Source organism: Elusimicrobiaceae bacterium, assembly GCA_017520185.1.
Lineage (GTDB): Bacteria > Elusimicrobiota > Elusimicrobia > Elusimicrobiales > Elusimicrobiaceae > Avelusimicrobium.
In genome coordinates, this window is the sequence record JAFXGO010000008.1 from 36,033 (window position 1) to 54,004 (window position 17,972).

General features: G+C 42.3%; 19 protein-coding genes, 2 tRNA genes and 2 pseudogenes. 11 read left to right on the plus strand and 12 right to left on the minus strand.

Features of this window, described 5'->3' with window-relative positions:
• Positions 1 to 6: 6 nt before the first annotated feature.
• The 3 genes from IKL48_00760 to IKL48_00770 are packed head-to-tail and all read right to left on the minus strand — an operon-like array spanning position 7 to position 2,174.
• Positions 7 to 444 (minus strand): GDYXXLXY domain-containing protein, encoded by a 438-nt coding sequence (locus IKL48_00760; GenBank protein MBR3603218.1) that lies wholly within the window; start codon positions 442 to 444, stop codon positions 7 to 9.
• Positions 434 to 1,357 (minus strand): DUF4401 domain-containing protein, encoded by a 924-nt coding sequence (locus IKL48_00765; protein MBR3603219.1) that lies wholly within the window; start codon positions 1,355 to 1,357, stop codon positions 434 to 436. Before IKL48_00765 ends, IKL48_00760 begins: the two co-directional genes overlap by 11 nt.
• Positions 1,350 to 2,174 (minus strand): DUF2157 domain-containing protein, encoded by an 825-nt coding sequence (locus IKL48_00770; GenBank protein MBR3603220.1) that lies wholly within the window; start codon positions 2,172 to 2,174, stop codon positions 1,350 to 1,352. Before IKL48_00770 ends, IKL48_00765 begins: the two co-directional genes overlap by 8 nt.
• A 229-nt stretch (positions 2,175 to 2,403) precedes the next feature.
• Between IKL48_00770 and IKL48_00775 the strand changes: the two genes are divergently transcribed.
• The 4 genes from IKL48_00775 (at position 2,404) to asnS (ending at position 5,345) form a co-directional block, all read left to right on the plus strand.
• Complete coding sequence (locus tag IKL48_00775; protein MBR3603221.1) at positions 2,404 to 3,090, plus strand: hypothetical protein; 687 nt, start codon at positions 2,404 to 2,406, stop codon at positions 3,088 to 3,090.
• A 77-nt stretch (positions 3,091 to 3,167) separates the two neighbouring features.
• Positions 3,168 to 3,252, plus strand: a tRNA-Ser gene (locus IKL48_00780).
• A gap of 389 nt (positions 3,253 to 3,641) precedes the next feature.
• Positions 3,642 to 3,714, plus strand: a tRNA-Ala gene (locus tag IKL48_00785).
• Between the two features lie 332 nt (positions 3,715 to 4,046).
• Complete coding sequence (gene asnS, locus IKL48_00790; protein ID MBR3603222.1) at positions 4,047 to 5,345, plus strand: asparagine--tRNA ligase; 1,299 nt, start codon at positions 4,047 to 4,049, stop codon at positions 5,343 to 5,345.
• A 60-nt stretch (positions 5,346 to 5,405) separates the two neighbouring features.
• Here the strand turns inward: asnS and IKL48_00795 are convergent, their stop codons facing one another.
• Genes IKL48_00795 through IKL48_00825 form a run of 7 tightly spaced genes read right to left on the minus strand, consistent with a single transcriptional unit; the run spans position 5,406 to position 10,060 of the window.
• Entirely contained in the window at positions 5,406 to 6,584 is a 1,179-nt protein-coding gene (locus tag IKL48_00795) for an ankyrin repeat domain-containing protein (protein MBR3603223.1), read from the minus strand.
• A 12-nt stretch (positions 6,585 to 6,596) separates the two neighbouring features.
• Positions 6,597 to 7,262, minus strand: coding sequence for a ribonuclease III (rnc, locus tag IKL48_00800; GenBank protein MBR3603224.1), 666 nt, complete (start codon positions 7,260 to 7,262; stop codon positions 6,597 to 6,599).
• Positions 7,256 to 7,495: an acyl carrier protein gene (locus IKL48_00805; GenBank protein MBR3603225.1), complete on the minus strand. Its 240-nt coding sequence runs from the start codon at positions 7,493 to 7,495 to the stop codon at positions 7,256 to 7,258. The genes rnc and IKL48_00805 overlap by 7 nt, the downstream gene beginning before the upstream one ends.
• Positions 7,496 to 7,517: 22 nt before the next feature.
• Entirely contained in the window at positions 7,518 to 8,261 is a 744-nt protein-coding gene (gene fabG, locus IKL48_00810; protein MBR3603226.1) for a 3-oxoacyl-[acyl-carrier-protein] reductase, read from the minus strand.
• Positions 8,262 to 9,308: a phosphate acyltransferase PlsX gene (plsX, locus tag IKL48_00815; GenBank protein MBR3603227.1), complete on the minus strand. Its 1,047-nt coding sequence runs from the start codon at positions 9,306 to 9,308 to the stop codon at positions 8,262 to 8,264. It lies immediately after the preceding gene.
• A 16-nt stretch (positions 9,309 to 9,324) separates the two neighbouring features.
• Positions 9,325 to 9,528, minus strand: coding sequence for a 50S ribosomal protein L32 (gene rpmF / locus IKL48_00820; protein ID MBR3603228.1), 204 nt, complete (start codon positions 9,526 to 9,528; stop codon positions 9,325 to 9,327).
• A 37-nt stretch (positions 9,529 to 9,565) separates the two neighbouring features.
• On the minus strand, positions 9,566 to 10,060 hold the full coding sequence (locus tag IKL48_00825) for a DUF177 domain-containing protein (GenBank protein ID MBR3603229.1): 495 nt from the start codon (positions 10,058 to 10,060) through the stop codon (positions 9,566 to 9,568).
• A 139-nt stretch (positions 10,061 to 10,199) separates the two neighbouring features.
• On the opposite strand from IKL48_00825, the gene IKL48_00830 reads away from it, so the two are divergent.
• The 5 genes and pseudogenes from IKL48_00830 to frr all read left to right on the plus strand — a co-directional run bounded on the left by IKL48_00830 (position 10,200) and on the right by frr (position 14,431).
• Complete coding sequence (locus IKL48_00830; GenBank protein MBR3603230.1) at positions 10,200 to 10,712, plus strand: hypothetical protein; 513 nt, start codon at positions 10,200 to 10,202, stop codon at positions 10,710 to 10,712.
• A gap of 188 nt (positions 10,713 to 10,900) precedes the next feature.
• A pseudogene (gene rpsB, locus IKL48_00835) lies at positions 10,901 to 11,608 on the plus strand (30S ribosomal protein S2).
• Between the two features lie 425 nt (positions 11,609 to 12,033).
• Entirely contained in the window at positions 12,034 to 12,855 is an 822-nt protein-coding gene (tsf, locus tag IKL48_00840; GenBank protein ID MBR3603231.1) for a translation elongation factor Ts, read from the plus strand.
• Between the two features lie 127 nt (positions 12,856 to 12,982).
• The gene (locus IKL48_00845; GenBank protein MBR3603232.1) at positions 12,983 to 13,711 is read left to right on the plus strand and encodes a UMP kinase; all 729 of its coding nucleotides are present in this window, start codon (positions 12,983 to 12,985) and stop codon (positions 13,709 to 13,711) included.
• A 156-nt stretch (positions 13,712 to 13,867) separates the two neighbouring features.
• Positions 13,868 to 14,431 (plus strand): ribosome recycling factor, encoded by a 564-nt coding sequence (gene frr / locus IKL48_00850; protein ID MBR3603233.1) that lies wholly within the window; start codon positions 13,868 to 13,870, stop codon positions 14,429 to 14,431.
• A gap of 434 nt (positions 14,432 to 14,865) precedes the next feature.
• On the opposite strand, the pseudogene IKL48_00855 reads toward frr, so the two are convergent.
• Positions 14,866 to 14,985 (minus strand): annotated as a pseudogene (locus IKL48_00855) (prepilin-type N-terminal cleavage/methylation domain-containing protein).
• A 124-nt stretch (positions 14,986 to 15,109) separates the two neighbouring features.
• On the opposite strand from IKL48_00855, the gene IKL48_00860 reads away from it, so the two are divergent.
• Positions 15,110 to 15,277: a hypothetical protein gene (locus IKL48_00860; protein ID MBR3603234.1), complete on the plus strand. Its 168-nt coding sequence runs from the start codon at positions 15,110 to 15,112 to the stop codon at positions 15,275 to 15,277.
• A gap of 15 nt (positions 15,278 to 15,292) precedes the next feature.
• Here the strand turns inward: IKL48_00860 and typA are convergent, their stop codons facing one another.
• Positions 15,293 to 17,143: a translational GTPase TypA gene (gene typA / locus IKL48_00865; GenBank protein MBR3603235.1), complete on the minus strand. Its 1,851-nt coding sequence runs from the start codon at positions 17,141 to 17,143 to the stop codon at positions 15,293 to 15,295.
• 180 nt (positions 17,144 to 17,323) lie between these two features.
• Between typA and IKL48_00870 the strand changes: the two genes are divergently transcribed.
• Positions 17,324 to 17,956: a hypothetical protein gene (locus tag IKL48_00870; GenBank protein ID MBR3603236.1), complete on the plus strand. Its 633-nt coding sequence runs from the start codon at positions 17,324 to 17,326 to the stop codon at positions 17,954 to 17,956.
• Positions 17,957 to 17,972 lie beyond the last annotated feature (16 nt).

Sequence of the window (17,972 nt, forward strand, 5' to 3'; positions counted from 1 at the left end):
TCTCTCCTATAATAAATTGAAATTTTCGTCCGTCAGCCCTGTTAGCAAAATATTACCGTTGGGTAGTACTGCCGCTTGAGCATAGACGGCCAATTCATATTTTTTTCCGGTTCCTTCCTGGAAATAAAATTGATGAGGCAGACGATAATGTGAACCAAAGGCTTTAATCGACAAAACCTTTTCAGCGTTTGCAGACTGTTTCAATGTTGCCACATTCTGTTCGTTCACAAACAGGGTAATATCTTTTTTGTTTCCCCAAGTATTACCCTCAAAATCATACCGCAATGTCATATAATCTCCGCTGAGCAAAGCACGCGGATCCACAGGAGCTATTTTAAAATATACGGTTTGGGCTTCTTTTAAAGCGCGTTGAGTATTGCACACATAACCGCCCAAGATACCGGAAATCAAACAAGCACACAGAAAAAACAATTTAGCACGCATTTTCCCCCCTTCTCAGCCAAGCATATACGCCCAACAACAAAAGGCCTACACCCATTAAATAATATGACTTTATTAGCAAAGTGGTTTGCATATTATAATATAGCCAAACAAACCCTGCGGCAAAGATAAAAACTCCCCACACTTTTTGATATAGATTTTTTTGAATAAATCCCAAACTTACCAAAGCCAATCCTGCCGTACTCCCTGTATTGGTTAAATAACATAAAAATAGCATTAAGCCAATCATCACCAAGCTCGAACGATGGCGTACCTGCCAAATGTATATAAGTGCAAATCCTCCGCCCAGCAACAGATGAGAAAAACCGCTAAAAACAGTATTTTTTCCATCATAAAAAAACATCATGAGCGGTCCACTCGACACCAACATCAGCCCCCAAGCCAACGGGCGTAAATTTTCTTTTTTCAGCAAAAACAAAACGTAAGCTAAGAGAAATAAAACCACCGACACCCATTCCATCGCAAAGGCGGACTTAGTGTACTCTGCCAAGTAAGCCATGCCCGTAAATCCGGCAGCGGCCACAGTTAGAATGCGGTCCATTTTTTGGCTAAATATGCGGTAGCTGGCTACGGCCAACAAAGAGGTTAACAAAAAAATACCGCCGATTTGGAAATTAAAAATTTCGGTTAGTCCCATTACCAATAAGGTTTTCCCCACCAATGAAAAAGCTAAAGAAAGTTGCACCATAAAAGCCTTCCCCACCGCTTGTATGTTTTGTGCTTTCTCTGATGAATGCGCCAACAAAGCGGCAAATAATGTGTAAATAACACCAGGTATCAAACTTTGCTGGAAAGCCGAAAAACCAAAACAGAGGATTATCATCAAGCAGGACATCCACGCTCCAAAAGCCAATAATACTGACACCATAATAGGAACTTGATTTTTATTAGTCATGTGCTTGCCCCCGTTCAGATTGCCCAGAAGTCAACATATATACGGCCCAAGCCGAACCGCCAAAAATAAGCAGGTAAAAGTTAATCCACATCTCTGAGAAGAAATGAAAGTACGAGGATAAAATGTCTATCAACAAACAATCCACGACAAAAGCACATAAGCCCAACTGCGTAGAACCGCGTTTTTTGGCATAAGCATAAATAGCCAAAAGGAAAACCAGACAAAAAGAAACCCAAAAACCATCATTTTCCATTCCGTTAATTAAGCAAGCCCACAAAGCCGGAATTAAAAAGAAAAGTGAAAACAAAGGCCCTTGCTTTTTTTGAAAATAGGCTTTTTCGGAAAAAGCGAAACAAAGGGTATTGAACAGAAAAATCTGCCAAAACCAATATTCTGATGATAAATAGCAACAATAGCCGTTCAAAAGACCGGCCCATAAAAGCCATATCCAACGATTTCCCGCCAACAAAGCCAACGGTAATAAACACAATGCCCATACGCCTAAAAATTCATACACAAAAGAACCCGTTTGATATACTTGCCCATATACAGCCCAAAAAATACCTATAAATATACCGCAAGAAAAAGAAAGCACCTTTCCGGTATTGCTAGAAAGGCCTTTAAAATAAGCTGATACGGCACATCCCAGCAACCCCAACAAAGGCAAAGAAAATTTTAACACAAGGCCTATTTTTTCCCAATTATAGGCAAAAAAACAGACAATTCCGCTCAAAAGCAAAGCAACACCCGTTAAACCCAGCAAAGAAATGCTCCAACAAGGTAAAGAAAGACGAAAAAGAGAAGTATTTTTGTTCATAGTTTTATTGTAGCAATTAAATCCTTTAAAATACCAGATAAATGCTATGCTCAGGTTTTTATCCTCTCAAAAGGCTCTTTTTTTAAACAGTTTTTAACTCTTTCAAAAAGGACCTATAAAATGATAGGTCTTTTGTTGTTTTTTTTTAGGTCCTTTGGCCCTTGTTGACAAATGTTTAAACTAATAAAATAAATTTGTAGTAATACTTTAAAACAAGGAGTTATCCTATATGAAAAAAGCAGTTTTGTTGTTAGCTGGTTTGGTCTTATTGCCTGTTTTTGCGAATGCACAGGGCTTCGTTCCTATGGGTTGGTCCCCTGACCCTAGACAAACGGATGAAAATTTTAAAAATAATGCTTTTTTTAAAGCAGGACAAGCAATGAGAGAAGCAATAAGAAAAGCTAATGAAAAACAAGAAATGTTATCTTATTTAAAAGAAGCCATTGTGTATACAGGAAGCGGTGGTGCTAGCGGTACGGGTGGCGGTGGTTGGCATTCTGCCCCGCATCACTGGGATACGGATAAATTAGCAGAACTCCTCAAAAACGACGAAAATTTTTGGTCGTGGTTTGACTCTAACAGAGATATTGTTTTTAATTTCATTAAAGAACAGAACTTGGAAAATACTTATGAAGCTTTTCTTGTCTTTGGCAAAGATCCTATTTTGACAGAACAAGAAATATTATGTCATGACTCTACATCATGTCATGACTCTGTATCTCGTATTGACTCTGTAAAAACAACTACTAAAGGCTTACGTGCTGTGGTTAACTGTAGAACTTACGAACCTGTTGTAATACGTTTCAATAGTGGTTATACTTCTTATGGCTTCAAAGAAAAAATTGTTAAAAAGGACTTCCCCATTTCAGAGGAAGGATTAGAAAAATGGCGTCAAATGCGCGGATATACTAACTAAATGAAAAACTCCGCTTATAAAAAGCGGAGTTTTTTTTCTATTCTCCAAGTTTTGTATAATAATTAAAATAAGTTTTTGGAGAGGTGTGTGAGTGGTTGAAACAGCAGGTCTCGAAAACCTGTAAGCCGCAAGGCTTCGAGGGTTCAAATCCCTCCCTCTCCGTATGATTAAAAAACACCCGCAAGGGTGTTTTTTAATTTACAATCAGACAAGATTGGTATAAGCTGTATTATTCCGCACAGTAATTGTAAATCCGCAGGGACTTTATAACCCCCTCTTATCGCGCCAATTGATTAGAGCCATTTTTTTTGCTTTGCAACTGCAAGATCAGATTTATTTTTTTCATGGGTAAAAATACTCTAATAGATGTCTCCCTGCCAAACGTAAACACATTATCAACAACCAAAGATTCTCTTTTTTGTTTTACGGGCAAATTTTCAATCCGTAAACAATTTTGAAATAATATTCGGCCTTGTCGGAACTTCAATCGATCAAGATGAATTCTTTGATAAATCTTTTAAAAATGCTATAATAACTGTGTTGAATTTATCGGGCGTGTAGCTCAGTTGGGAGAGCGCCTCGTTCGCAACGAGGAGGTCGTCGGTTCGATCCCGATCACGTCCACTTTTTAGATTAAAACCTCGCACAAGCGGGGTTTTTTTATTTTAAAAAGAGGCGGTCTTCGCTCCGAATAAAGCAAAGGAGGTCGTCGGTTCGTCTCGGGTCACGTCCACTTTTTAGATTAAAACCTCGCACAAGCGGGGTTTTTTTTATTTTAAAAAGAGGCGGTCTTCGCTCCGAATAAAGCAAAAGAGGTCGTCGGTTCGTCTCGGGTCACGTCCACTTTTTAGATTAAAACCTCGCACAAGCGGGGTTTTTTCATTTTTTATTGCCGTTGTTCTTTGATAAAATATAAAATATATATAGATTTTATTTTAATAAGGAGTTCGCTTGATATGTCCAGCAAAATCAGAGTCGCAGACGTCGGTCAATACGTCGGACAAGAAATTACACTAAAAGGTTGGCTTTATAACAAACGTTCCAGCGGAAAATTGCATTTCTTACAATTACGTGACGGCAGCGGTATCATTCAGTGTGTCATTTTTAAAGGCGAAGTTTCTTCTGAACTTTTTGATTTAGCCGATAAACTAACTCAAGAATCTTCCATCATTGTCACCGGTACCATCCGCGAAGACAAACGCTCTCCTCTCGGTTTTGAAATGGGCGTAAAAGATTTGCAAGTATTACAACTTGCCAAAGACTATCCCATCTCTCCGAAAGAGCATGGACCCGATTTTTTAATGCAAAACCGCCATTTATGGTTGCGTTCTGCCAAACAAAATGCCATTTTAAAAATTCGCGATGAAATTATTTTTGCCATTCGCGAATATTTCCACAACAATGGATTTATTTTGTCGGATTCCCCCATTTTGACACCGGCCGCCTGCGAGGGTACCAGCACCTTATTTGAAACGGATTACTTCGGAGAAAAGGCTTTCTTAACCCAGAGCGGTCAATTATATGGTGAAGCCTCTGCTATGGCCTTAGGAAAAACTTACTGTTTTGGTCCTACATTCCGCGCCGAAAAAAGCAAAACCCGCCGCCACCTGACCGAATTTTGGATGGTTGAGCCGGAAGTAGCCTATAACGATTTAGATGATAATATGGACTTGGCCGAAGACTTTATTAAATATATTGTGGCCAAAGTGCTTAAAAACCGCGCAGCAGAATTGAAAGTATTGGAAAGAGACACCACCAAACTTCAAGCAACCGTAGAAAAGAAATTTCCGCGTATCGATTATACCGATGCCATTGAAATTTTGCATAAAAAAGGCAATGACACTCCTTGGGGCGGAGATATCGGCGGCGATGAAGAAACCTTGCTGGGTGAAGATTATGACACGCCTATCATGATTCACCGTTATCCCACTGCTATTAAAGCCTTCTACATGAAACAAGACCCCAAAAATCTGGACGTAGTGCTGGCTGTGGACGTAATCGGGCCTGAAGGAGCCGGTGAAATCATCGGTGGAAGCCAAAGAGAAGAAGATTATGATACTTTGGTCCGCCGTATGAAAGAAAGCGGCTTAGATCCTGCCGGCTATGACTGGTACTTAGATTTGCGCAAATACGGCAGTGTGCCTCACTCCGGTTTTGGTATGGGCATTGAACGTATGGTGCGCTGGATTTGTGGCCTTCAACACGTACGCGAAACTATTCCGTTCCCGCGCATGATGGATAAAATCCGCCCGTAAATAAAATTCTTTCCTTACACAAAAAACCCTAGTGAAAACTAGGGTTTTTTATTAAAAATTTTAATTTGCTTGAGCCGCTTTTTGTTCTTCTTGCTTTGCAGCCAATTCTTTACTAAACATCTCTTTGACATCATTAATTGGCATTTGCAACAGCTCAATCACTTTTTCTCGCTTATATTTTTTAGCCACATCTAAGGCCGTTTTCCCGGAAGTAGTTTTTAAAGAGGGATCTGCATCATATGACAACAAAATCTTTACTACCGGAGCATACCCCTTCATGGCGGCCCAGTATAAAGCGGTTTCTCCTCTCTTATTTTGTATATTTAAATCTGCTTTATATTGCATGGTTAAAGGCGCGGTAAGGGCCATAATTGTATCCGGGCGATTATAACGTGCCGCATAGATTAAAGCGGTATTTCCCTCATTATTGGTGGCATTTACATCTGCTCTGTAGGCCAATAAAGTCTCCACCGTCATTGTATCACCCAAAGAAGCAGAAATTATCAGCGGCGTATTTCCGGCAGCATTTTTAACATTGGGGTCCACATTTCCTTTAAGCATAGCTATTACCCCCACATAATTTTTTTGGGCAGCCGCACGGAATAAAGTATCGGAATCCAATCCAGCCGTCACACCCTTTGTTAAAAATAAATCCACCAATTTTCCTTTTTGCTTTTCAACCGCCAATCCCATTGGCGTTTGGTGGTAATTGTTGGGTAAATTTAAATCGGCATTTTCATATACGAGCATTTGGGTAATTTCATCGTGATTGGCATATATGCTGCGTAATACGGCCGTATCGCGGCTAAAAGCATTTTGCCTATTAACATCGGCTCCCATTGACAAAAGACGTTGCACCGCCTCTACATTGCCCAATGTAGCGGCCGCTAACAATAACGTATCTCCTTGACTGTTTACAATATTGGGGTCTTTTATCTTGGTATCTAAGATGTCCAAAAAGGCCATTGTGTCGCCTTTGCGCAAGGCTAAGGTAGCTTCTTCGGCAAGTTCCTGAGGGGTCTGGCTGGATACGATGACATTAACTTTAGCCGCCTGACGCGATTGAACGTGAGAAGGACGACCTTTAAGCGTAAAAATCAACATGGCAACAAGCGGGATTAGAGCCAAAACCGCGATAGCCACTTTTGGTTTATTTTTCGCTTTTTCTATTGCCTGTTTTACCTGCTTAGGGGGATTTACAGCAACTCGATTTGTTGTCTTCTTAAGAGGCACAGCCATTCCCCTCCGGAATTATTTTTTCAAATGACGGTAAGCGTCTCTGGCAGCGTCCTGCTCAGCAAGTTTTTTATTTCTTCCTTTGCCTACGCCGAGGCGTTTGCCGTCAAGGGACACTTCCACGGTAAATATTTTATCGTGTTCCGGTCCTACGGTTTGCAACACTTCATAATCTGGGGTACTTCTGCTACGCTTTTGAATATACTCTTGCAAACGGCTCTTATAATCGCCGCTGTCTTGCTTAAGTTCTTGCGTACGCACCCAAGGCAGCACTACTTGCTCAGCTGCAGGATAACCGCCGTCTAAATATACAGCCCCGACTACGGCTTCCATCGCATTAGAGAGAATGCTGTCACGTTGGCGGCCTCCGGTAGCCAACTCGCCGTGCCCCAAACGCATAAATCGTCCAAGGTCCAGCTTTTTAGCCCAAAGATACAAATTATGTCTGGAGACCAAGTTAGACTTGATTTTAGAAAGCACCCCCTCTTCACTGTGAGGACACTGCCCATAAATATAGTTGGCTACAATGGCTCCCAGAATACTATCTCCTAGGAACTCAAGCCGTTCATTATGACGAACGGCTTTATGTTCTCCGGAGTAAGATTTATGAGTGAGTGCTTCTCTTAAAATCGTCGTATCTTCAAAGCTATAGTGAATTAGTTTCTCTAGCTCTGTTAACACTTTTCTTCAATGTAGCTGATAGCTTCGCCTACGGTTTTGATTTTTTCAGCTTTATCGTCAGGAATTTCGATATCAAATTCTTCTTCCAAAGCCATGATAAATTCCACCGTATCCAAAGAATCGGCACCCAAATCGTTTACGAATTGAGCTTCCGGTTTTACTTGATCAGGTTCAACACCCAAGTGTTCTACGATAAGGTTTTTTACTCTTTCTTGCACGTTTTCTACAGACATTTTGTCCTCCGAATCTTACTTTTTAAATATAAAGTCCGCCATTGACGGCCAACACGTGCCCTGTAATATAGGCAGCATCTTGGCTGGCCAAAAACATCACTGCTTTGGCGATGTCCTGCGGTTCTGCAAATCTTTTTAAAGGAATAGCTTCAAACGCTTTTTCCTTCATTTCGTCGCTTAATGCGTCTGTCATGGCTGTACGGACAAAACCCGGAGCCACCGCATTGACGCGCACGCCGCGAGAACCAAATTCTTTTGCTAAAGATTTCGTCAGCCCAATCATTCCTGCTTTGCTGGCAGCATAATTGGATTGACCGGCATTTCCCATTTCTCCGATGACGGAAGAAATATTTACCACGTTTCCGCTTCTTTGTTTGAACATTACTTTCAAAGCGGCCTTAGACATCAAAAATGTACCGGTGAGGTTAACATTGATAACAACATTCCAATCTTCTGGACTCATGCGAACCATTAATCCGTCTTTGGTAATACCGGCATTATTGACTAACACGTCCACCCCACCTAATTCTTTTACCGTACCGGCTACAAAATTATCACAATCTTCTACATTAGAAATATCGGCTTTAGCCGCATATACTTTGCCACCAAAAGAAAGCAAATGTTCTTTGGCTTTTTGTAAAAGTTCTTCATTGATGCCGCAAATAGCCACATCGGCACCAGCTTGAGCAAAAGATTCTGCCAAAGCCAAACCAATGCCACGCGTGGCACCGGTGATGATTACTTTTTGTCCTTTAAAATCAGCCACTTATTCCCCCTCTTTTGCAGATTGATTCTCAATTTTAGCAAAAGTTTCTTTTAATTCTTCCATTTTCTTGGCAACATCGCCAATAAAATCTTTTTCTACCAATTTTTTAGCTGTTTTTAAAGCATTGAAAATAGCTACTTGATTTGATTTGCCATGAGCAATCAAAGCCACACCATTCACCCCTACCAACGGCGCTCCGCCGTAATTATCGGGGTTAGTATGGTCTTTTACCGCCTTAAAAGCGGATTTAGACAACAAGGCACCCAAAATAGCCAACGGACGTTTTTTCACTTCCCGTTTAATCATCTTCATCATGGTTTTAGCCAAACCTTCCGCCATTTTGAGTACAATGTTTCCTACAAAACCGTCACACACAATCACATCTACTTCACCGACGTTTACATCACGTCCTTCCAATGTACCGGTGAAATTTACACCGATACTGCGCATATGAGGAACGGTGTTTTTAACCAATTGATTTCCCTTTTTCTCCTCTTCACCGATAGAAAGCACGCCTACTTTGGGGCTTTGCACATCAAATACTTTCTGCATATAGGTAGAGCCCATCACGGCAAATTGTAGCAAGTGAATGGGTTTACAATCGGCATTAGCACCGCCATCTAACAACAGGCTGACCCCTTGATAAGTGGGCATCGGCGTTGCAATAGCAGGGCGCAAGACACCTTTCAAGCGACCCATACCAAACAAAGAGGCCACCATAGCAGCACCGCTATGACCGGCAGACACAAAAGCATCTGCTTCTGCTTTGCGTACCAATGAAGCGCACACTACAATACTAGCATTCTTTTTTGCACGTACTTCACGTGCAGGATCGGCCTCCATGTCAATGACATCGGGGGCGTGAACGATGGAGATATTTTCGGGCAATTTGTCAGAATAGCCCTTCGCCGCTAATTCACGGCGCAGGACTACTTCGTCACCCACCAGAATGACTTGTACATCTAAGCGTTTGGCTGCTTCCAAAGCGCCAAGCACATTGGGTTCGGCTCCGAAATCCCCGCCTAAGGCGTCGAGGGCTATTCTAATCATAATTGAGGAAGATTTATTTGGTTTCTTCTTTTTGGGCCGCTTTTTGAGCGACAACTACATGGTCTTTATAAAACCCGCAAGAGGGGCAGACGTTGTGCGGCAAGCGCATGGATTTGCAGTTCGGGCATTCCACGAGTTGGGGCACTTCGATCACAGAATTGTGAGAACGTCTAAGATCTCTTCTGGAACGGGTATGTTTTTTCTTCGGATTAGGCATTGTTATAACTCCTGTACATTTGACACGTCAAATGATATTATTTAAATTTTCCTTTCAACGCCGCAAACGGCGAAAGAATTTCCGGCTGACACTGACATGAACCTTCATTCAAATCTTTTCCGCACAAAGGGCAAAGTCCTTTACACTCTGCACTACATAAAAATTGAATATCCTCAGTCAAGGCAAGCGTCTGCCGCACCAACAACATTATATCAATTATTTCACTTTGTGTGCCATAGCTTTCCATAAAAGTTTCATCAAACGTCTGAGAAACTTCTTTTAAACAGCGGTCACACCGAACATCACGTTTTCCCCAAACGCGTCCGCGTACCGTAATTTCTTTACCGGCCAGCCAAAACTCCAGCTCTACGCGCACTTCCGTTATTTTATTGGGCGGAGTAAAAATATTGTCAAAATATTTTGGTGAAAGTTTGGCAGAACAATTCAGTCCCCCCATCAGCACAATGTCTGACACGCGGAACTTCAAATCTTCCGGCACTTCAAAATTTTTATAAAACTCATTTTCCGTCATATATATTATTGTAGCAAATTGCAAACAAAAAGATAATTCCCCATTTCTCACGAAATAACCCTTTTTTCAGCTTGTCAGTACTATTAGATTTTTTTTACAAAGAAATGGAAGTTAAAATTAATTGGGGGAGGACTTACACATGAAAAAAATAGTCCTGTTGTTGTGCTTAGTAGCATTATCTGCTCCCGCTTTTGCCGGAGTAGGAGCCTTAAAACTTTCTCTATGGGATAAGGCGGCCATTGCCATACCTAACCATATAGATCATGTACGCGGGGTAGATTTGGGTATCGGATCCACTGCGCATAGTATGTATGGTGTACAGTTTGATATTTTGTACGCCAACACAAAAGGCAAAATGATCGGTCTGAGTCATGCCTTGATTGATTTAGCCTCAGATGTAGCAGGGGTTCAAGGCGGTTTATATGCAAAGGCCAACAATGTAAAAGGGGTACAGTGGGGTACGATTAACGTCACCGCAGAAGAAATGGCTGGTTTACAATGGGGTATTTATAACCAAGCCGATACGGTAAAAGGGGTTCAATTGGGCCTGATCAATTACGCCAAAAATATTCACGGCATTCAAGTAGGGTTGGTCAACATCGCAGATAACGGCGTGTTTCCTGCGATGATTTTACTTAACGGCCGTTTCTAGTTTGTAATACAGACATCAATCCGCGCCCCCAAAGGCGCGGTTTTTTTGTATAATAATCATAAGGTTTATATTAGCAGGGCGAAAAAATGTAGAAAATTAAAGCCCTTGTTTCTATAAATCCTAGGCATTCCACCGCCGGAGAATCCTCTTCTCTAATTTTGGTGTGAAGCCTCACAAGGAGATTATAAATGAGCAACGTATCCATGAAGTCCATGTTGGAAGCGGGTGTACACTTTGGTCACCAAACCTCCCGCTGGAACCCCAAAATGAGCCGCTATATTTTCGGCGAACGCAATGGGGTACATATCTTAGACTTACAAAAAACCGCCAAAGAACTGAAAAAGGCTTGCGCTTTTGTAAAAGAAGAATCCAAAAAAGGCGCCAAGTTCTTGTTCGTAGGTACCAAAAAACAAGCCCAAGAAGCCATTTCCACCGAAGCTGCTCGCTGTGGCGCTTACTGCATTTGTGAAAAATGGTTGGGTGGCACTTTGACCAACTTCCAAACGGTCAAAAAGTCCATCGAACGCATGAATGAATTGGAAAAATGGGAAGCTTCCGGCGTGTTCAAAGCCATTTCCAAAAAAGAAGCCAGCCGTTTAACCAAAGAATTAAACCGCTTGCAAAAACTTTTGGGTGGTATCCGCGATATGAAAGTTTTGCCGGACGTAGTTTTTGTAATTGACCCGGTTGACACCGCCGGTGCCGTACGTGAATCTCACGTGCTCGGTTTGCCTGTGGTCGCTGTGTGTGACACCAACTCTGATCCGGACTTGATCGACGTACCCGTACCGGGCAACGACGATGCCGCCCGCTCCATTAAGCTTTTCTGCGGTGCTATTGCCGATGCCGTCTTGGAAGGCCGCGCTGAAGCTGAAGCTGCCAAACAGCCTGCCCAAGCTGCCGCTACCGAAGATGGTGAAGCTGCCCCTGCCAATCCGGCTATGGCTCAAGCTTTCGAAAGCGTCATGTTAGCTGCTGAAAAAGCCGAACAAGAAGCTGAAGCTGCCAAAGTGGAAGAAGTAGAAGTAGTGGAAGTAAAAGAAGAAGTGGTAGTAGAAGCCCCTGTGGCCGAAGAAGCTGCCGAAGAAGTAAAAGCGGAAAAAGTAGAAGAAAAGAAACCCGCCAAAAAAGCAGCCACCAAAAAAACCACTGCCAAAAAGACCACTACGGCCAAAAAAACGACCGCTAAAAAAACCACTAAAAAAGCGGCCAAAACCGAAGAAAAAGCTGAAGAAGCTGCTGAAGAAGCCAAATAGTCTTTTTACCTCTGAGGGCTGCCTTGTGCAGCTCTCAGAAAGCGATTGAATTTTAGGAGAAAAAAATGTCTTTAGCTGAAGATATTAAAGTATTAAGAGAAAAAACCGGCGCCGGTCTTATGGACTGCAAAAAAGCCTTAGAACAAAACAACAATGACATGGAACAAGCCATTGTTTTCTTGCGCAAAAAAGGCTTGGCTGATATGGCCAAACGTGCCGACAGAGCCACCAAAGAAGGCCGCGTATCCATCAAAACCGACGGTAAACATTTTGCTATGGCTTACTTAGGTTGCGAAACCGACTTTGTGGCCAAAACTCCGGATTTTATCGGTTTAGCCGACGCTATTGCCGAATATGTATTGCAACACCCTGAAGTGGCTGACTACACGGCTGATGAAACCATCAAGGCCATGATCGTAGAAAAAGCCCCGAAATTCGGTGAAAACACCACCTTTAAAGGCGCTTACAATTGGACTGCTGCCGAAGGCAACGTAATTGCTACTTACGTTCACTCCGACAACAAAAAAGCCTCTTTATTGGAAATGTCCGGCAACGGCGTAGATGCTGAAAAATTGCACGAAATTGCTCGCGGTTTGGCTATGCACACCGTCGGTATGCAAAGCATGTGGGTAGAAGCCAAAGATATCCCTCAAGCCGATATCGATAAAGAATTAGACATCTACCGCACCCAAGCCAAAAACGAAGGCAAAGCTGACGATATGATTGAGAAAATGCTTCCGGGCAAAATCAAGAAATTCGCCAAAGAAACCTGTTTATTGGAACAACCGACCATTAAAGACAACAAAAAAACTGTTGCCGCTTACTTGGAAGAAGAATCCAAAAACTTGGGTGGCGAACTCAAAGTTGTGCGCTTTGTTCGCTTCTAGTTTTAAGCCCCTCGCAAGAGGGGCTTTTTTTGTGTTTATACCTGATAAGTGTGAACAGAAGAAAAAGAGATGTAAATTGTGCTAGAATAATTGAAAGATATTTTTGAGTAAGAAGGAGATTTCCCTTATGTCCGCTACCTGCCAAAATACAAAGAAAAAAAGAGTTTTATTAAAACTTTCCGGTGAGGCCCTGATTACGGAAGGAAATCGCGGCATCAATCCGCAAGCATTAAAAGAAATTGCCATTGAACTGGCAGAGGCCTATAAAAAAAGTAATTGTGAACTTTCTATCGTCATCGGCGGCGGAAATGTGTGGCGCGGCGTTCGTGACGGAGGCGGAGTAATTGACCGCGTAAACTCTGACAGTATGGGTATGTTGGCCACCGTTATTAATGCCATTGCGTTGCAGTCTGCCATTGAAGAAGCCGGTGTTCCTACACGCGTACTTACATCTATCAATATTTATCAATTAGCCGAGCCTTTTGTACGCCGCAAAGCATTACGCCACTTGGAAAAAGGACGCATTGTTATTTTCGCCGGTGGGACGGGAAACCCTTTCTTTACCACTGATAGTGCAGCAGCTCTGCGTGCCTCTGAAATTAATGCCGATGTGTTGCTCAAAGCTACGCAAGTAGACGGCGTCTACGACAGTGATCCGCGCAAAAACCCTGATGCAAAACTCATTCAACGCATCACCTATGCAGAAGCCATTTCCAAACAATTGCAATTTATGGATACGGCCGCTTTGGCCCTGTGTTTAGAAAATAAGGTACCCGTACAGGTATTTAATTTGCACAAAAAAGGCAATATTGAAAAAGCCTTGTGCGGAGAAGAAATAGGGACATTCATTTATTAATTAAAATCCCCCTCCTTGCCTGATATGGAGCCGAGCAATTTGCCATCTTTGTTTTAGGCTTTACGGTAGGATTTTCAAGGTAAGGCGTTGGGAGTCTGCGTCTTTAAAGGCGTAAAATGCTATAATTTAAAAAACTATCTTAATAAAGAGGAAATTATGGAAGGTATTACCAATCTGCTCAACAACAGTAAAAACAGCATGGGCGAACATGTAGCCCGCTTAGAACGTGATTTAGCCACCATTCGCACCGGACGTGCCAGCGCGGCCCTTTTGGAGAATATCCGCGTAGACTATTACGGCACTCCAACCCCGATTAAACAAATGGCCTTAATCAATGTTTTAGATGCCAAAACCTTAGAAGTGCAACCCTGGGACGTAAGTGCTTTAAACGATATTGATAAAGCCTTACAAAAAGCCGATTTGGGTGCCAGCCCCGTCAACGATGGAAAAGTCATTCGCATCAGTTTGCCTTCCATGACCGAAGACCGCCGCAAACAATTGGCTAAAAACATTTCTAAAATGAGCGAAGACTTCAAAGTAGCGGTGCGCAACGAACGCCGCGACGTTTTGGAAAAATGTAAAAAAGCCCAAAAAGCAGGTGAAATTACCGAAGACGATTTGAAACGCTATGAAGCAGATGTGCAAAAAGCCACCGATGCTCACATTGCCCAAATTGACAAAGTAATCAAAGCCAAAGAAGAAGAAATCATGAAAATCTAATTTTTTGACTCTTGGATTTAACACTAAAAAACCCCCGAGAAATCGGGGGTTTTTATTTAACAACAACCGCAATTAGCAGAATCTTCTACTACGTTTAAGATCTTTAAAATATCATAAGAAGGTGTTTCCCCATGACATCCCCCCCCGACATATCCAGAAAAATGTCCGTCCTCATGAATACATAAACAAACGTCTAATTTTTTATTAGAGGCAACCGCTTTTATCTGATGACTTAAATCAGCTGTTCCGGCACCAGCACTATAGTAAAATTCCTTTGTTTCACTAGCAGTTCCATCCTCAGCGGTGGTACCAATAGAAACAGACAAATCATTAAAATTTGCACAAGTATCGTCCGAGGGATTATTTCCTGCCTTTACGCCATTTTCCAATTCACAAACTTTTACCGCGTCGGCAATGGTTTTTAAATTGGTAAAAGCTTCGGCAAAGCGGGCCTTTGTGACCGCTTTTTGATACTGTGGCAAAGCCACGGCGGACAATATGCCGATAATAAGTACAACGACTAATAGTTCAATGAGTGTAAAACCTTTCTTCATTTTTTCTCCTTTTTTGCTTCAATTTTTCCATCCGAAAAAATTGTATCAAAAAAAAAAAACGGTCAAGAGTTGGCGCACTTTCCCGACGGAGAAAACAACAACTGGAAAACAACTTGTTTGTAGCATGATTTTTCAGATTTATCATTTATTGGCTCCGCTAGTTGCCAAAGCAAGTACTGATAGGTACGGCGAAGGCAAGGCGGAGTCAAGAAACTTAAATATGGAAAATTGTTTGCTCATCAAACAACAAGACACAAGAGGCAGACTCTTGTGTCTTGTGCGTAAATCTTAATACCTGAAAAAGCCTTTATGCCATTTCTGCTTCCATCGCTTTTTCTTCAGCAATGGCGGCACGTTTACGCAAATGGTGCACCAAAATCTTCTTACGCAAGCGCAAAGAAGTGGGTGTGATTTCTACCAATTCATCAGGAGCAATATACTCCACCGCTTGTTCCAAACTCATTTGGCGCGGCGGTGTAAGCGTGTAGGATTCATCGCTAGACGAGCTACGCATATTGCTTAAATGTTTGGCCTTACAGGGATTGACCACAAGGTCATTATCGCGGGAGTTTTCCCCCACGATTTGCCCCGCATATACTTTTTCTCCGGGATTTAAGAACAGCTCCCCTCCGTTTTCCAACGCAAACAACGCATAGGCCGTTGTCACGCCGTCTTCCTTAGCCACTAACACGCCATTGTGACGCAAGGGCGGCAAATTGGCCTTAGGATAAAACCCATGAAAACTGTGGTGCATAATACCCGTACCACGAGTACCGGTTAAAAATTCATTTTTAAAACCAATCAAGGCACGAGAAGGAATTAAATATTCCAAACGCAGGCGGTCTTCCCCTTCGGCCACCATATTTTCCAAACGGGCCGCACGTGTGCCGACTAAAGTAAATACAGCGCCTTGATGTTCGGATTTAATATCCAAGACTAAATATTCCATCGGCTCTAAAATTTGACCGTTTTCTTCTTTATAAATTACTTCAGGAGAGGATACGGCAAGTTCAAACCCTTCGCGGCGCATACTTTCAATCAATACGGTCAAATGCAATTCCCCGCGTCCGTACACTTTAAATTTACCTTCTCCTTCTAAAGCCTCTACTTTTAACCCCACATTGGTTTGGGCTTCTTTTTCCAAACGATTTTTGAGGTGACGGCTGGTGACAAATTTACCTTCTTGACCGGAGAAAGGGCTATCATTGACCATAAAATCCATAGACATTGTCGGTTCGTCAATAGCCAAAGGAGGCAACGGTTTGGGAAATTCTGGCTGGCACATCGTGTCTCCTACATCTACGCCTTCTAAACCGGCGACAGACACGATATCACCCGCTTGGGCACTTTCCACTTCTTTCTTCCCCAGACCTTCAAACATTTCGATTTTAGCGGCTTTAGCAGTGCTCTGCGTGCCGTTTTGGTGCATCAAGAGTACGTTCTGCCCACGCGTAATTTTACCGGCCAAAATACGGCCGATACCCACATGGCCCAAGAAATTATTGTAATCCAACATGGTCACTTGCATTTGCAAGGGTTCATCGGGCATGGCCACCGGTGCCGGCACATGCGATAAAATAGTATCAAACAAGGGAGCAATATCTTTGCCTTTTTCTTCCATGACAAGGCTGGCCCAACCTTCACGACCGGAGGCATAAAGTATCGGGAAATCAAGTTGTTCATCGGTAGCACCCAATTCCATAAAAAGGTTAAATACTTCGTCCACCACTTCGCTGGGGCGGATATGCTCACGGTCCATTTTATTAATCACTACAATCGGGCGCAAACCTAAGGCTAAGGCTTTACGCAAGACAAAACGAGTTTGCGGCATGGGGCCTTCTACCGCGTCTACCATCAAAATAGCCCCGTCTACCATTCTGAGTACGCGCTCTACTTCGCTGCCAAAATCTGCGTGTCCCGGAGTGTCAACAATGTTCACCGTATGATCTTTGTATTTTACAGAAGTACACTTAGCCAAAATGGTAATACCGCGTTCACGTTCCAACGGGTTAGAGTCCAGCACCGTTTCTTGCGCTTGGTCTTCTTTTACTGTAAACTGACCTGCTAATTTAAGCAAAGCATCTACCACAGTGGTTTTACCGTGATCTACGTGAGCGATAATGGCTACGTTGCGTACGTCTTGACGAACATTGTTCATAAAAATTACTTTCTTCCGTATTAAAATTTCTACAAAAAACAACCTCACCGCTTTGCAGGAGGTTTATCATAGCGGCCCTGTGCCGCGCAGCAGCTTTGTAGATGTATATATTTTATCATTTTTCGCTCGCGTACGAAAAGAGTACATTTGTGCCGAGAAAAAATTTATTATAATAGCCGTATGGAAAAGTTAATCAAAATTTTAATTGGTTTTGCTTTATTATACGGCACGTATGCCCTGTTTCTAAAACGGTGGGATTACACTTCTAAAGAAAAAGAAAAAGAACTGCGCCAAGAATTAAAAAAAGCGGGTTTGTCTTCTTGTTATTTTTTTATATTACCCAATCGTTTATTATTGTTTAATGTGCTAAGCGCAGGTGTGTTCTATTTTTATTGGATTTATAAACAATGGCAAGCCGTCCTCAGCGGATACAAAAACCTGAAAGGCACCAGCCTGAAATTCGGTCCTTTTGTGCGTGCCGTTTTCGGCTTGTTTTCTTTTTATCAATTAATGGCCATTGTAAATCGCACCTGCGTTTATATGCATAAACCGCAGGCACTTTCTCATCTGTTTTGGGGAAGCATGTTATGGATAGGCGCAGGGGTAGCGCTGTCTTTTAATTTGCCGATTTGGGCGCGCATATTGGGAGCCTTTTTCTTCTTTTCTTCTTCTTATATTGCCCAAAAACAAATCAATCTCTTACCCAAACAAATCCCCCCGTCTAAACTAAGATGGATAGAAATCTTGGTGATTTTCTGCGGTTGGATCTGGTGGGGCGGTGTAATATTTCTTTTTTTAAAACTGCGTTCTTAACTCACTAAAAAGGCCG